General features: G+C 65.3%; 12 protein-coding genes and 1 riboswitch. All 12 genes read right to left on the reverse strand.

The window, feature by feature from the left end; genetic code table 11:
• Window positions 1–70: 70 nt before the first annotated feature.
• Window positions 71–703 carry a DUF938 domain-containing protein gene (locus KRZ98_RS09115; protein WP_217673254.1) on the reverse strand — a complete coding sequence of 211 codons (633 nt, stop codon included), beginning with the start codon at window positions 701–703 and terminating at the stop codon, window positions 71–73.
• The gene (gene gcvPB, locus KRZ98_RS09120) at window positions 700–2,268 is read right to left on the reverse strand and encodes an aminomethyl-transferring glycine dehydrogenase subunit GcvPB (protein WP_217673255.1); all 1,569 of its coding nucleotides are present in this window, start codon (window positions 2,266–2,268) and stop codon (window positions 700–702) included. The genes KRZ98_RS09115 and gcvPB overlap by 4 nt, the downstream gene beginning before the upstream one ends.
• Entirely contained in the window at window positions 2,265–3,623 is a 1,359-nt protein-coding gene (gene gcvPA, locus KRZ98_RS09125; RefSeq protein ID WP_217673256.1) for an aminomethyl-transferring glycine dehydrogenase subunit GcvPA, read from the reverse strand. The genes gcvPB and gcvPA overlap by 4 nt, the downstream gene beginning before the upstream one ends.
• A gap of 28 nt (window positions 3,624–3,651) precedes the next feature.
• Entirely contained in the window at window positions 3,652–4,038 is a 387-nt protein-coding gene (locus KRZ98_RS09130) for a hypothetical protein (RefSeq protein ID WP_217673257.1), read from the reverse strand.
• Window positions 4,039–4,121: 83 nt separating this feature from the next.
• A complete protein-coding gene (gene gcvH, locus KRZ98_RS09135) occupies window positions 4,122–4,493 on the reverse strand; it encodes a glycine cleavage system protein GcvH (RefSeq protein ID WP_217673258.1) in 372 nt (123 codons plus the stop codon).
• Between the two features lie 32 nt (window positions 4,494–4,525).
• A complete protein-coding gene (gene gcvT, locus KRZ98_RS09140) occupies window positions 4,526–5,677 on the reverse strand; it encodes a glycine cleavage system aminomethyltransferase GcvT (protein ID WP_217673259.1) in 1,152 nt (383 codons plus the stop codon).
• Window positions 5,678–5,848: 171 nt separating this feature from the next.
• Window positions 5,849–5,949, reverse strand: a riboswitch (glycine riboswitch).
• Between the two features lie 58 nt (window positions 5,950–6,007).
• Window positions 6,008–7,162 carry a deoxyguanosinetriphosphate triphosphohydrolase gene (locus KRZ98_RS09145; protein ID WP_217673260.1) on the reverse strand — a complete coding sequence of 385 codons (1,155 nt, stop codon included), beginning with the start codon at window positions 7,160–7,162 and terminating at the stop codon, window positions 6,008–6,010.
• Between the two features lie 11 nt (window positions 7,163–7,173).
• Window positions 7,174–8,955 carry an SPOR domain-containing protein gene (locus KRZ98_RS09150; RefSeq protein WP_217673674.1) on the reverse strand — a complete coding sequence of 594 codons (1,782 nt, stop codon included), beginning with the start codon at window positions 8,953–8,955 and terminating at the stop codon, window positions 7,174–7,176.
• Window positions 8,956–9,114: 159 nt separating this feature from the next.
• Complete coding sequence (ftsZ, locus tag KRZ98_RS09155; RefSeq protein WP_217673261.1) at window positions 9,115–10,530, reverse strand: cell division protein FtsZ; 1,416 nt, start codon at window positions 10,528–10,530, stop codon at window positions 9,115–9,117.
• A gap of 108 nt (window positions 10,531–10,638) precedes the next feature.
• Complete coding sequence (gene ftsA, locus KRZ98_RS09160) at window positions 10,639–11,925, reverse strand: cell division protein FtsA (protein ID WP_217673262.1); 1,287 nt, start codon at window positions 11,923–11,925, stop codon at window positions 10,639–10,641.
• 5 nt (window positions 11,926–11,930) lie between these two features.
• Window positions 11,931–12,875: a cell division protein FtsQ/DivIB gene (locus KRZ98_RS09165; protein WP_217673263.1), complete on the reverse strand. Its 945-nt coding sequence runs from the start codon at window positions 12,873–12,875 to the stop codon at window positions 11,931–11,933.
• Window positions 12,868–13,818 carry a D-alanine--D-alanine ligase gene (locus tag KRZ98_RS09170; RefSeq protein WP_217673264.1) on the reverse strand — a complete coding sequence of 317 codons (951 nt, stop codon included), beginning with the start codon at window positions 13,816–13,818 and terminating at the stop codon, window positions 12,868–12,870. Before KRZ98_RS09170 ends, KRZ98_RS09165 begins: the two co-directional genes overlap by 8 nt.
• Window positions 13,819–13,886: the final 68 nt, after the last annotated feature.

Here is a 13,886-nt window from a genome sequence, read left to right on the forward strand (position 1 = left end):
CCCGCGAAGGCGGGAACCCAGTTCCAATAGCAGGGCTACGTCCCCGCCTTCGCGGGAACAGGCCATTATTTCAAGTCCGCCGCCTGAAAATCACCGACAGATTGTTCGCCGCCATCTCGACCACCCGGTCAAAGCGCAATCCCTGCGCCTCCGCCGCCGCCACGACATCCTCCAACCGCCGCACCCCCCAGCGCGGGTCGCGCGCCTTGAGCGAGGCATCAAACGCCAGATTGCTGGGCGCGGTCTCCACATCGTCGCGGATATAGGGACCGTAGAGATAGAGCAGACCGCCGGGCGGCAACACCCGCCCTGCCCCGCGCAGCAACCCCAAAGTCCCGTCCCACGGACTGATATGCACCATGTTGATGCACAATATCGCATCGGCCCGGTTGATCGGCCAGTCACCCGCCGCGTCGAGCAGGATCGGCGCGCGCAGATTGGGCAACCCCGCCTCCGCCCGCCAAGCCGCGATCGAGCCCAGCGCGGCCGGATCTGGATCGCTGGGTTGCCAGTCGAGCGCGGGCAGCGCGGCGGCGAAGTGGATCGCATGTTCGCCGCTGCCACTCGCCACCTCCAGCACCAGTCCGGCGGACGGCAAGACGTCGCGCAGGATCGCTAGAATGGCGTCCCGGTTCCTCAGCGTCGCGGGGGCGTGGCGTTTCTGCGCCTCGCCGCCCGCTTCGCCCGGAACCCAGAGCGTCATTCCGCCGCCTGTGCGAGCATCGGCGCTTCCCAGGTCAGCACGGGTTTCCGCGCCGCCAGCGTCTCATCCAGGCGACGGCGCGGCGCATGATAGGGCGCGCCCTTCAATGCCTCGTCCCCGGCCTTGGCCCGCTGCGCCAGGCTGCGCAGCGCCATGATGAACTGGTCGAGCGCTGCCTTGCTCTCGGTCTCGGTCGGTTCGACCAGCATCGCGCCATGGACGACCAGCGGGAAATACATGGTCATCGGATGGAAACCCTCGTCGATCAGCCCCTTGGCAATGTCGAGCGTGGTGAAGCCTTCGGCCAGCCCCTTGTCGCTGAACAAGGCCTCATGCATACAGGGTCCGCTGCCACCGAACGGTGCGTCCAGCACATCGTCCAGGCTGCGTAATATGTAATTGGCGTTCAGCACCGCATCTTCCGCCACCTGCCGCAGCCCGTCCGCGCCATGGCTCATGATATAGGCCAATGCGCGGGTGAACATGCCCATCTGGCCATGGAAAGCGACCATGCGGCCGAACGTCCCGGCATGATGATCCTGCGCCGATTCCTCCTCGATCAGGACGAATGTGTCGCCCTGCTTTTCCACGAAGGGCAGCGGCGCATAGGGTGCGAGCGCCTCTGACAGCACGACGGGGCCGGAGCCGGGGCCGCCGCCGCCATGGGGGGTGGAGAAGGTCTTGTGCAGGTTGATGTGCATTGCGTCGACGCCCAAGTCGCCGGGGCGGACCCGGCCGACAATGGCGTTGAAATTCGCGCCGTCGCAATAGACGAACGCGCCCGCCGCATGGACCGCGTCGGAAATGGTCTTGAGGTCGCGCTCGAACAGGCCGCACGTATTGGGGTTGGTGATCATCACCGCCGCCACATCCGGTCCCAGCCGCGCGGTCAACGCCGCCAGATCGACCCGGCCTTCGGGGGTCGCGGGAATATCCTCGACCTTATAGCCGCAGAAAGCCGCCGTCGCGGGGTTGGTGCCATGGGCGCTTTCAGGGACCAGCACGACGCTGCGTGCGTCACCGCGCGCTTCCAGCGCCGCGCGGATCGCCAGCAGGCCGCACAATTCCCCATGCGCGCCCGCTTTGGGCGACATCGCGACGCTATGCATCCCGGTCAGCGTCACCAGCCACTCCGCCAGTTCATGGATCACCGCCAACGCGCCCTGCACCGTCGATTGCGGGGCAAGCGGGTGGAGATCGGCAAAACCGGGCATCCGCGCGACCTTTTCGTTAAGGCGCGGGTTGTGCTTCATCGTGCAACTGCCCAGCGGAAACAGGCCAAGGTCAATGGCATAATTCTGGCGGCTAAGGCGCGTATAGTGGCGCACCGTTTCCTGTTCCGACAGGCCCGGCAGGCCGATCGCCCGGCGCTCCAGCCCGGCAAGGCGGCTGGCCACCTTGGGCGCAGGCGCGAAATCGACGCCGGTGGTGTCGGTCGATCCAATCTCGAAGATCAGCGCCTCTTCCAGCATCAGCGCGCGGTTGCCCGTAACGGTCGCGGGGGCCATGTGCGCGTCCGCGACGGCGACGGGCGCGGTGGGACGGCCTTCCTTGAGCATGGTCATGCCAGTTCCTCCTCCAGCGCCTGGGCCAGCGTTTCGATATCTTCCGCCGTGACTGTCTCGGTCACCGCGACGACCAGACCGTTGCCCACGGACGTGTGTTGCGGGAACAGGCGGCCCAGCGATACGCCCGCCAACACGCCCTTGTCGGCCAAGCTACGCACGACCTCACGCGCGTCCTTGGTCAGGACCAGCGTGAATTCGTTGAAGAAGCTGTCGTTGAGCAAAGTCACGCCCGGCACCTGCGCCAATCGATCGGCGGCCTGCACCGCCAACCCATGATTGAGCGCCGCCAATTCGCGCAGCCCCTTTTCCCCCAGCAGGGTCATGTGGATGCTGAACGCCAGCGCGCAAAGCCCTGAATTGGTGCAGATATTCGACGTCGCCTTCTCGCGGCGGATATGCTGTTCGCGGGTGGACAGCGTCAGCACGAAACCACGCTTGCCCGCCGCATCCACCGTCTCGCCGCACAGGCGACCGGGCATCTGACGAACATATTTCTGCTTGCAGGCGAAGAGGCCCAGATACGGCCCGCCAAATTGCAGGCCGACGCCGATCGACTGGCCCTCACCCACCACAATGTCCGCGCCCATCTCGCCCGGCGGCACCAGCGCGCCCAGCGCCACCGGCTCGGTCACCACCGCGACGAGCAGCGCACCGGCGGCATGGGCCGCCTCGGCCAGCGGAGTCAGGTCGGCAATGCGTCCCAAAATGTCGGGATATTGGACGACGACGCAGCTTGTGTCCTTGTCGATGCCCGCGATCAGCGCCTCGATATCAGTGTCAGCGCTCAGCGTCGGCGCGTCATGGACCAATTGGTCGCCGGTGAATTTCGCCATCGTGTTGGCGACCGATACATAATGGGGGTGCAGGCCCGACGACAATATCGCCTTGCTCCGCTTGGTGATCCGCCGCGCCATGCCGATCGCTTCCCAGCAGGCGGTCGATCCGTCATACATGGATGCGTTCGCCACGTCGCAGCCCAGCAGGCGCGCCACCTGCGTCTGGAACTCGAACAACACCTGCAACGTCCCCTGCGCGATTTCCGGCTGATAGGGGGTGTAGGCGGTCAGAAACTCGCCGCGCTGGATCAGATGATCGACGCTGGCCGGGACGTGATGATTGTACGCCCCCGCGCCCAGAAAGAAGGGCGCTTCCCCCGCCGACAGATTTTGCCGCGCCAGCTTGCTCATATGGCGCTCGACCGCCAGTTCGCTGGCATGGTCGGGCAGGCCCGCAATCTTGGCGGACAGGCGGGCCTCGGCGGGAACATCGACAAACAGGTCGTCGATCGAGGCCGCGCCGATGACGGACAGCATCGCCTGCCGGTCGGTGTCGGTAAGGGGTAGGTAACGCATCAGCGCCTCTCATAACTGGAGGAAATATTCATTGCGAACGACGCCCGGCCTCTATCGAATCGGGTTCGATGTCGGTGGACCGGTCGGAACAGGCAGGGCGGCCTTGAAAGCGGCATCGATTGGTGACGACACCGGTGACCTTCACATAGCCGCCGACAAATGGCTTGGCTTGCTCATCGAACTTCATATTCTTGCCAACCCCGATGCCCAACCAGATCGGCTCTTTGACCTTAGGCTGGAAGGATGGTCGCCTGGCTGACTTCAGCTCAGCAAAATAGTTGGCTGCCCGTCTGGCGTCGGCCTCATTAGCAAATAATCGACATTCATAGCCCAAACACTCTGGCAAGTAGCCAGTCGCCGTTACGCGCTTACCGTTCAGCCGTTCGATGTCCGGCACCAATTTGTCCACCGCCATCTGGGGCGACCGGTCGCAGCCCTCCAAGATGAGAGGCAACGCACAAAGCGCGATTGCCGCCGTCGGGACTGCGCCCCTCACCATCAAAGGCTCGCGACAAACTTCTTGTAGGCCGCTTCGGTCATCAGCCCTTCCAGCTCGGACGGGTCGGTCATGCGCAGCTTGAAGAACCAGCCATCTTCCTCGGCATCGCTGTTGACCAGCGCGGGTTCATCCTCCAGCGCGCCATTGGCCTCGATCACTTCGCCCGAAATCGGCGCATAGACGTCCGACGCAGCCTTGACCGATTCGACCACGGCGGCATCGTCGCCCTTGTCGAATGTCGTGCCTTCGGCAGGCAGTTCGACGAATACGATGTCGCCCAGCTGCTCCTGCGCATAATCGGTGATGCCGACCGTGGCGATCTCGCCCTCGACGTCGATCCATTCATGTTCGTCGGTGAAATAACGGCTCATGGATAGTCTCCCCGGAATGATTTGCGTGAGAATCAGGCTTTGCGGCGGTAACGGTGCGGCACGAACGGCATGGGCGCAACCACCGCGGCGATGCGCTTGCCGCGCACCTCAATCTCCAGCGCGGTGCCGATGGCGCTATGGGGCAGGCTGACCCAGCCCATCGCGATCGGCGCGCCCACGGTCGGGGCAAAGCCGCCGGACGTGACATCGCCCACCTGCACATCACCGAGATAAATCTGCGCGCCCTCGCGCGCGGGCAGGCGGCCCTCGATCGTCAGGCCCACCCGCTTTGCGCCCGGACCATCGGCCAGTTCCTTCATCACCCGGCCATGGCCGATGAAGCCGCCTTCCTCGCGGCGGCGTTTCTGGATCGCAAAGCCCAGATCCGCGCCGATCGTACTGACAGCGGGCGTCAGGTCATGGCCATAGAGCGGCAATCCCGCCTCCAGCCGCAACGAATCGCGCGCGCCAAGGCCGATCGGCTTCACCTGCGGCAGCGCGCACAAGGCGTCAGCAAAAGCGACGGCGGCGTCCGCTGGCAGGCTGATTTCAAACCCGTCCTCGCCCGTATAGCCAGACCGGCTGATCCACAGCGGCACCCCGTTCCAGTCGAACGCGCCGCATTGCATGAAAATAAGATCAGCGGTCCCAGGCACCAGCGCGGCCATAGCCTCGCCCGCTTCCGGTCCCTGCAACGCCAGCAGCGCCTGATCGGCCATATGGTTCATGATGACGTCGTCGGGTAGATGCTCGATCATCCAGCCAATATCGTCATATTTGGTCGCGCCGTTGACCACCATATAGATCGCCGCATCGTCGAACGCGCCATCGCCGGGGCGGGAGACCATCAGGTCATCGAGGATGCCGCCATCCTGATCCAGCAGCATCGAATAGCGCTGGCGACCGGGCTTCAACCCCTTGATATCGCTGAGCAGCAGCAGTTCCAGCGCCTCGTCCGCGCCTTCACCCGAAAAGGTCAGTTGCCCCATATGACTGACGTCGAACAGGCCAGCATGTTCGCGGGTCCAGCCATGTTCGGCCATGATGCCATCATATTGGATCGGCATATGATAACCGGCAAAACCAACCATCCGCGCGCCGCGTGCGCGATGCCAGGCGTCGAGCGGCAAGGCCTCCAGCGGCAGGGCGTCTTCCAGCATGGCGATATTGTCATTGGCAGTCATGGGACGGCCTTTCCGTGAGAGGGCGCAGCGACGATCAACCCGGCCCGCAAAGGACCGCCCTGTTCGTCACCCCCTCTGTCACGGGAACCTGAGAGCTTTGACCGTCCTGTTGCAGGAAACGGCTTACCCCTTCGGTGGGACAGGTTTCCCCGTCCGCTTTCCAGAGTGCCTGCGCGCGATGCGGTCCTTTGGCCTGAGAGATTCCGGGGCGGTTGCTCCTTCGGCGACGGGCTTGGCCTGAAAGACCGCCCATGCTCTCCCGCATCGTGCCCGGCACCGAATCCTCAGCGCCGGAGACATGTGTTGCATTGCGTCAAACGCACCGGCGCGTCAATCCGCCAGCGCCCCGAATATCTCCGCATGGCGCTTTTCGGCGTAGCGGTCGGTCATGCCAGCAATGAAATCGGCGATGTGACGGCTGCGGTCGGGTTCGCCCGTAACGCACTCATCGCGCCATTCGTCCGGCATCAGCGCGGGGTCAGCCTGATAGGCGGCGAACAGGTCGGTGACAATCACCCGCGCCCGGTCGGCCGCGGCCAGCTGTTCGGGATGATGATAAAGGCTGGCATACATGAAGCGCTTGAGCTCGCGCTCTTCCGCTGCCAGCTCCGGCGAGAAGGCGACCAGCGTGCGGCCCAGCGCGCGAACATCCTCCACCGTCTCCACCCCCGACTCCGAGATATTCGCGCGGGTCGCGGCGATCAGGTCATTGGCCATCACGCCAATCTGTTCGCGCACCAGTTCGCGCAGCAGCCGGTCCTGCGCGACATCGGGATAGCGCGCCCGCACCCTCTCCCAGCATCGCGCCACGAACGGAACCTCCAGCAACTGCTCCAGCGTCAGCAACCCGGCGCGCAGCCCATCGTCAATGTCGTGATTGTCATAAGCGATGTCGTCCGAAATCGCCGCCAACTGCGCCTCCAGCGAGGCATGGCTGGCAAGGTCCAGCGGCAAAAGCGCATCCAGCTCCCGCATCGCCCAGCCGGGATTGGCGATCGGGCCATTATGCTTGGCCAGTCCCTCCAGCATCTCCCAGCTGAGGTTCAGCCCCCTGAAACGCGGATAGGGACTTTCGAGCAGCATCAGCGTGCGCAGCGTATGAGCGTTGTGATCAAAGCCGCCATACGCCTCCATCGCCGCCTCCAGCGCATCCTCCCCCGCATGGCCGAACGGCGGATGGCCGATGTCATGGGCCAGGCACAACGCCTCGGTCAGATCCTCGTTCAGCCCCAGCGTCCGCGCGGTCGTACGGCCGATCTGCGCGACTTCCAGACTATGGGTCAGGCGGACGCGGAAATGATCGCCGTCGGGCGAGACGAACACCTGCGTCTTGTGGCGCAGGCGGCGGAACGCGATCGAATGGATGATGCGATCGCGGTCGCGCTGGAACATGTCGCGCGGGCCGCGCACCTCACCCCCTTCTTCGGGGTGGAGGCGGCCACGGCTGGCGGCGGGGTGGCAGGCATAGGAGGCAAGGATCGTCATGAGACGCCCCTCTACTCGCCGCCCAGCCTTTCGACTACCTCTCCCGCATCGCTTTGCCAGGCAAAAACGTCCGCGCCCTCACCCTTCAGCTTGGTTTCGAGTGTTTTGGCGCGGGTGAAGCTGGCGAAGGGACCAACGACCAGCCGGTTGGTCCGGCCCCAGCTAGCGACCCAGGCGCTTTGCGAGGCCAGCGCGTCATATTTCTTGCGCATCGTTTTGAGGGTGAAGCCAAGCGCGCTCTTGTTTGCCCCGGTCGCGATCTGGAGCCAGTTGCGCGCGGGATTGTCGGCCAGGCGCTTCTTTTCCTCGGCTTCCTTCTTCGCCTTGGCATCAGCCTCCGCCTTGGCCTTGGCAGCCGCGGCCTTCTTCACCTTGTCGGCAGCGGCCAGACGCTCGGCCCGGCGCGCGGCCTGGATTTTCTCGATCTCGGCCAGATCGACCGCCGCGACCGCCGACTGACGTTCGGTTTCCGGCACATCGATCGCGCGGATGATGTCGGCCAGGGTACGGGTCGCCTGCGGATCGGGCTGAGGCGGCGGCGCGGCAGGCGTTGGCGTTGGTTGCACGACCGGCGACGACGGCTGCGCGCTGGGGGGCGTGGACGGCGGGACCGATGCCTGCGCCAGCGTGATGGCATTCAGCTGTGTTGCGGGTGCAGCCTGGCTGGCGGCAGGGGCAGCCGTCCGGGATGTATCGACCGATTCAAAACCGGGCGCAGGCGGCCCCTGCACCTGCGGGGAAGCAGCGGCGACCTGCTGCGGCGGCGCGGTCTGGACCGGCGCGGGCGCGGCGGGCGTCTGCTGAACCATCTGCACCTGCGCCGGTGGTGGCTGGACCGGTTGCGGCGCGGGGGTCGGTGTGGGCGTAGGCGTGGGTGCCGGTTGAACCACAGCCGGGCGCGCCGCATCGGCCTGTGCCAGCCGAGTCGCTTCGCGGCGCTGGCGCTGCTGTTCGGCACGCCGCGCGCGGCGATCCTGCGCCGGGCTGGTCGGTGCCGCCGCCACTGCAACCGGCGGCGTCTTGGCGACAACTGGCTGGCTGTAGCCGGGCGCCGGCGGAGTGGGCACGATCGCAGCGATGGTCGTGCCGATCTGCGTCGGAAAATGGCCGAAATGGATCGCCGCGGCTTTCTGCGCCGGGGTCAGATAGGGCATTTTGCGCATATAGGGCATGATGGCAGCCGCGAGTTGCGCAGGCATGGTCTGCTCTGCGATCTTCTGCGCTTCAGCCTGCCGGTTGTTCATCGCCAATATGAACGCGCGGGACCGCCAGGCCGCACGGTCGCTCTTGTAGAAAAGCGGCTGCATCACCTTGTCCGACGCCTCGATCTGGCCCGCTATCCCCAATGACGCGGCATAGCGGCGAAGCAGCTCCAAATCATTGGGCGTGCGTTGCAGCGCCACCTGATAATCGCGCTGCGCCCCGGCCTGATCCCCGGTCATGTCGCGCGCCAGACCGCGATCGGCCAATATGGTCGCGTCGGGATAGCCCAGCCGCACTGCCTGATCGAACAGCCGCAGCGCTTCGCCCGGATTTTGCAGTTTCAGCATCACCCGGCCAAGCCCGGCCTTGATCCGCCCATTTCCGCTCGCAATCGCATCGGCGCGGGCGAAGAAACCGGCCGCAGCGCGCGGATCGTCCAGCGCCAGCGCCGCCTCCCCCGCCCCGATCAGCGCCGCCACGTCGCGCGGATTGGTGGACAGGCGGGCAAGATATGTATTGAGGTCCGCCGCGTCTGGCGGACGCACCAGTTGCGACTGATCAACCTGCGCCTGCGCCCCGCCCGAAAGCATGAGCGCGGCAATGATCCAGGGAAGAGAGCGTTTCACATCCGTGCCTTAGCCGATACCGTGCTGAATGGGAAATGACCCCATACGAAAAAGCGCGCCCGGTTGCCTTGTGGGACCGACGGCGCGCTTTTGGCGGGACAGATGCCCCTGCAAGCGGATCGCTTACTGGTTGTTCTGGCGATTGAGGAAGCGCGGAATGTCCAGGCCCGGTGCAGGCTCGTCCGCCCCCGGTGCCTTTTCCGTGCCACGGGTCAGACCCGCCATCCGCTCGAACAAGGTGCCGCCCGATGCTACGCGCGGCGCAGGTTCCACAGGGGCGGCCGGGGCAGCGCTTTCTGCACCCAGGACCAATTCGTCCTCGGCCGGATCGTCGTCCGAAAAGACGGCTGCCGGACGCGGCGGGGCAAAGGGTGCGGGCGCTGCGGCTTCCACAGGAGCGGGCGCAGGCGCTTCCGGCACGTCCAGTTCCAGCGTTTCTGGTTCCGGCGCAGGGGCAGGAGCCGCCAGTGGCGCAGGCGCAGCGGCCTTGGGCGCTGCCGACTGCGGCACCGACACGGCGGGGCGGCTGGCGAAGCTGAACGGCTGAGTCAGCGGCGCGGCATGATTGCCGACATCATTGTCGATCCCGGTGGCGACCACCGACACGCGGATCTTGCCATTCAGATTGTCGTTGAACGCGCTGCCCCAGATGATGTTCGCGTCCGGGTCCACCAGTTCGCGGATGTGGTTGGCGGCCTCGTCCACTTCCATCAGGCGCATATCCTCGCCACCGACGATGGAGACGATGACACCCTTCGCGCCGCGCATCGACACGCCGTCGAGCAGCGGGTTGGCGATCGCCTTTTCCGCCGCCTGAAGCGCACGGCCGTCGCCTTCGGCTTCGCCGGTGCCCATCATCGCCTTGCCCATTTCGCCCATCACGGAGCGGACGTCGGCAAAGTCGAGGTTGATGAGGCCGGGCATCACCATCAGGTCGGTGATGCCACGCACGCCCTGCTGCAACACTTCGTCCGCCATTTGAAACGCTTCCTTGAAGGTCGTGTTCGGGTTGGCGATCAGGAACAGATTCTGGTTCGGAATGACGATCAGCGTGTCGACATGCTTTTGCAGCTCGTCAATGCCGCTCTCTGCCGACTTCATGCGGCGATTGCCCTCGAACGTGAAGGGCTTGGTCACCACGCCAACGGTCAGGATGCCGCGCTCCCGCGCCGCCTTGGCAATGACAGGCGCAGCCCCGGTGCCGGTGCCGCCGCCCATACCAGCGGCGATGAAGCACATATGCGCGCCTTCTAGCGCCTGTTCGACCGACGCGATCGTTTCTTCCGCCGCTGCCTTGCCGATTTCGGGGCGCGACCCGGCGCCCAGACCCTCGGTAATTTGCGGGCCAAGCTGGATGCGGCGCTCGGCGGGCGAGGCGTTCAACGCCTGTGCGTCCGTGTTCGCCACGATGAAGTCCACGCCCTCGACATGGGCGGCGATCATATTTGCGATGGCATTGCCGCCCGCGCCGCCGACGCCGATCACCGCGATGCGCGGCTTCAGTTCATCCACATGCGGAGGGCTGATCTCAATGCTCATATATTCTGCTCCCTCAGCTTCCTCGTCAGGAAGCGACAACCAACACCAAATGTTAACACCAGAAACTGGAGTATTTCACCAGCTATTTTCTTCTTACTGTAATTTCGTTCAATAGTTGGTCTTTATCGCCCGCATCATCCGTTGCCACCACAAGGGTGCGCCCAGACGATGCACGGTTTGCGGCGCAGGCGCCATCGTGCGGAGATCAACCGGGTTGGAAGCGCCGTAAAGCGCCAGTCCCGCCAATGTCGCAAAGGCCGGGCCACTATGTGCTTCGGGCATGGCGGACAAGCCCCGTGGCCGCCCGATCCGCACCGCCCGGCCCAAGGCACCCTGGGCATAATCGGCAATGCCCTTCATTTCCGCGCCGCCACCCGTCAGCACCACCTGCCGCCCGGTCGGCGAATTAAAGCCCATGCCCGCCAGCGCCGCATTCACTTCCGACATCAGCTGGTTGAGCCGCTCGCAAATGACCCCGACCAGCGCGGCGCGAGTGATCTTGCCACCTTCGGCGTTGGGACCGGCGCTCTGCCCCGGCAGCGCGACATCGCCATGGGGTGCTGCGATCTCGATTATCTCGCGGAAATCGCGACGGTTCTGCATCGCCGAGCCATAGAAACATTTGATCCGCTCGGCCTGACTGCGGCGAATGCCAAAGGCCGACGCGATATCGTCGGTAATGTCGGACGCGCCGATCGGGATCGAGTGCAGCCCCACCAGCATCCCGCCCGCATAAAGCGACACATTGGTGACCCCTGCCCCAAGTTCCACCAGCGCCACGCCCAGATCGCGCTCTTCTTCGGACAGGCAGGCCAGCCCCGTCGCGATCGGGGACGCGACGATGGAGTTGACGTTCAGATAAGCGCCCCGCACGCACAGGTCCAGATTGGCGAGCGGCGCGCCGTCGGCCAGCACGACATGGATATCCACGCCCAGCAGGTCTGCGTGCATCCCGGCGGGCTTCTTGACCGGCACCTTCCCATTGATGGTGAAGCAGGTCGGCTGCGCGTGCAGCACGACCCGGCCATCGGGATCGATCCCCTGCTGGCCAGTGGTCAGCAGATCGTCAATATCCGCCTGTTCGATGCGATAGCCGCCCATGTCGCGCTCGACCGTCACGACATCGCTGACCAGGCTGCCGCCTGAAAAGCTGACCCAGACATCCTCGATATTGGTGCCAGCAACCCGCTCGGCCTGCTCGATCGTTTCGCGCACGGCGAGTTCGGTGCGCTCCATGTCGGCGATGAAGCCGCGCCGCACGCCCCGGCTTTCGCGCTGGCCGGTGCCCAAAATCGCCAGCTCACCCGTGTCGGTCCGCCCCGCGATCAACGCAGAGACCTTCCACGATCCGATGTCGATCGCGGTGATGAGCTTTTCGACCTTGGGCTGCGCCATGGGGCTTAGCCTTCCTCGCCCAGCGCGGCGGTGCTGGCCGCCGTGTCGGCGGCATCCACCGGCTTCTCCTCGACCCTGCCCTGCGGCAGGCGCAGCACGAAGCGATCGGGATCGCGCATGTCGAACTTCACGATACCCCGGCCCAGCAGCCGGTTGACCCCGTCCATCCGCGCGAAATTGACCAGCGCGGCAGCCGAAATCTTGTCCCCTTCGGGCAGCGACAGCGTCTCGCCCGACTGGAAACGCAAATCCCAGCGGCGATTGCCGACCCAGGTCGCGCCCGCCAGCATGGGCTTCAACGCAGGCGCATTTTCCATCAGCCGGTTAAGCCCCGCCGTCTGCCGATTAGCATTGGGACCAACGACCAGCGGCAGGTCCGGCATCGCGCTGGCCGACACCGGTTGCAGCACCACGCCCGCCACGTCGATCAGGTGCAATTGGCCGCCATGCTGCCACACCGCGACCGGATCACGCTCGACGATATCGACCACCAGCGTATCGGGCAGGCGGCGGGAAATGCGCGCATCCTTGACCCAGCCGAGTTTCAGCATATCGGCGCGGACCTTGGGCAGGTCGAGCGAGAGCATAGAGCGGTCCACCTGCCCCAGCGCGATATTATAGACCGGCAGCTCATCCATCCGCTCGACGCCGCGCACCTCGACCTTGTCCACCTCGAAACCCGCGCGCGCCGCGATCAGCGCGGCCTGCTGCTGCGCCATGGCGGGCAGGCCAAAGAAGATCGCAAAGCCGATCAGGATCGCCCCGAAAATCCCCACAATCGCCCAGCTGGCCAGCCGTTGCAGCGTCGCTTCGCTGACCGGCAGCGCCTCGATCAGCCGGTCGAGCGACGACTGGCGCTTGAGTGCGCGCCCGCGACCGCCCTTCGTCGCCCTGCCCTTCGCGCTGCTCAGCCGCGCAGTGCCGCCGCGCCGGATCCGTGCCTCAGCCATGTTTCTCACCCCCGGCGCGGTGCAGCGCCTCCTCGACAATAGTCTCCACCAGCGTGGCATAGTCAATGCCCAGCTTCGCCGCCTGTTCGGGAACCAGGCTCAAGGGGGTCATGCCCGGCTGGGTATTGACCTCCAGCAGGAACAGCCCCTCAACACCCTGTTCATCATCCCAGCGGAAATCGGACCGCGACGCCCCCTTGCACCCCAGCAACTGATGCGACCGCAGCGCCAGCGCCTTGCACGCCTGCGTAATCTCGTCGGGAATGTCGGCGGGGCAGACATGTTCGGTCATGCCATCGGTATATTTGGCGTCGAAATCATAAAAGCCGCTCTTGGGTCGCAATTCGGTGACCAGCAGCGCCTCGTCGCCCAGCACGGCGGTGGTCAGTTCGCGCCCGCGAATATAGGGTTCGGCGAGCAGTTCGGGGAAATCCTGCCACGGCCCCACGCTGTCGCGGGCGATCGGGTTGCCATAATTGCCCTCGGCGGTGACGATCGCCACGCCGACCGAGCTGCCCTCATTGACGGGCTTCAGCACATAGGGACGCGGCAGCGGATCGCCATCGAACAGGCTCTCGCTCTGCACGATATGGCCGCCGGGCATGGGAATGCCGTGCGGCACCAGCGCCTGCTTGGTCAGTTGCTTGTCGATCGCGATGACCGAGGTGGCGAGGCCGCTATGGGTGTAGGTCAGCCCCATCAGGTCCATCATCCCCTGCACCGTGCCATCTTCGCCCGGCACGCCATGCAGCGCATTGAACACCACGTCCGCTTTTGTTTCCGCCAGCCGCGCCGCGACATCACGGTCCATATCGATCCGCGTAACCCGATGCCCGCGCGATTCCAGCGCCTTGGCCACACCCTCCCCGCTCATGAGGGAAACAGGCCGCTCCGCCGACCAGCCGCCCATCAGGACGGCGACATGCCAGGGGCCACGGGTCACAACCAGATCCTCCCCTGCAAGGGGAGGTGGCAGGCGAAGCCTGACGGAGGGGTGTCGCCCTCACGATA

The sequence above is a fragment of the Sphingobium sp. AS12 genome (assembly GCF_019097845.1).
Classification (GTDB): domain Bacteria; phylum Pseudomonadota; class Alphaproteobacteria; order Sphingomonadales; family Sphingomonadaceae; genus Sphingobium.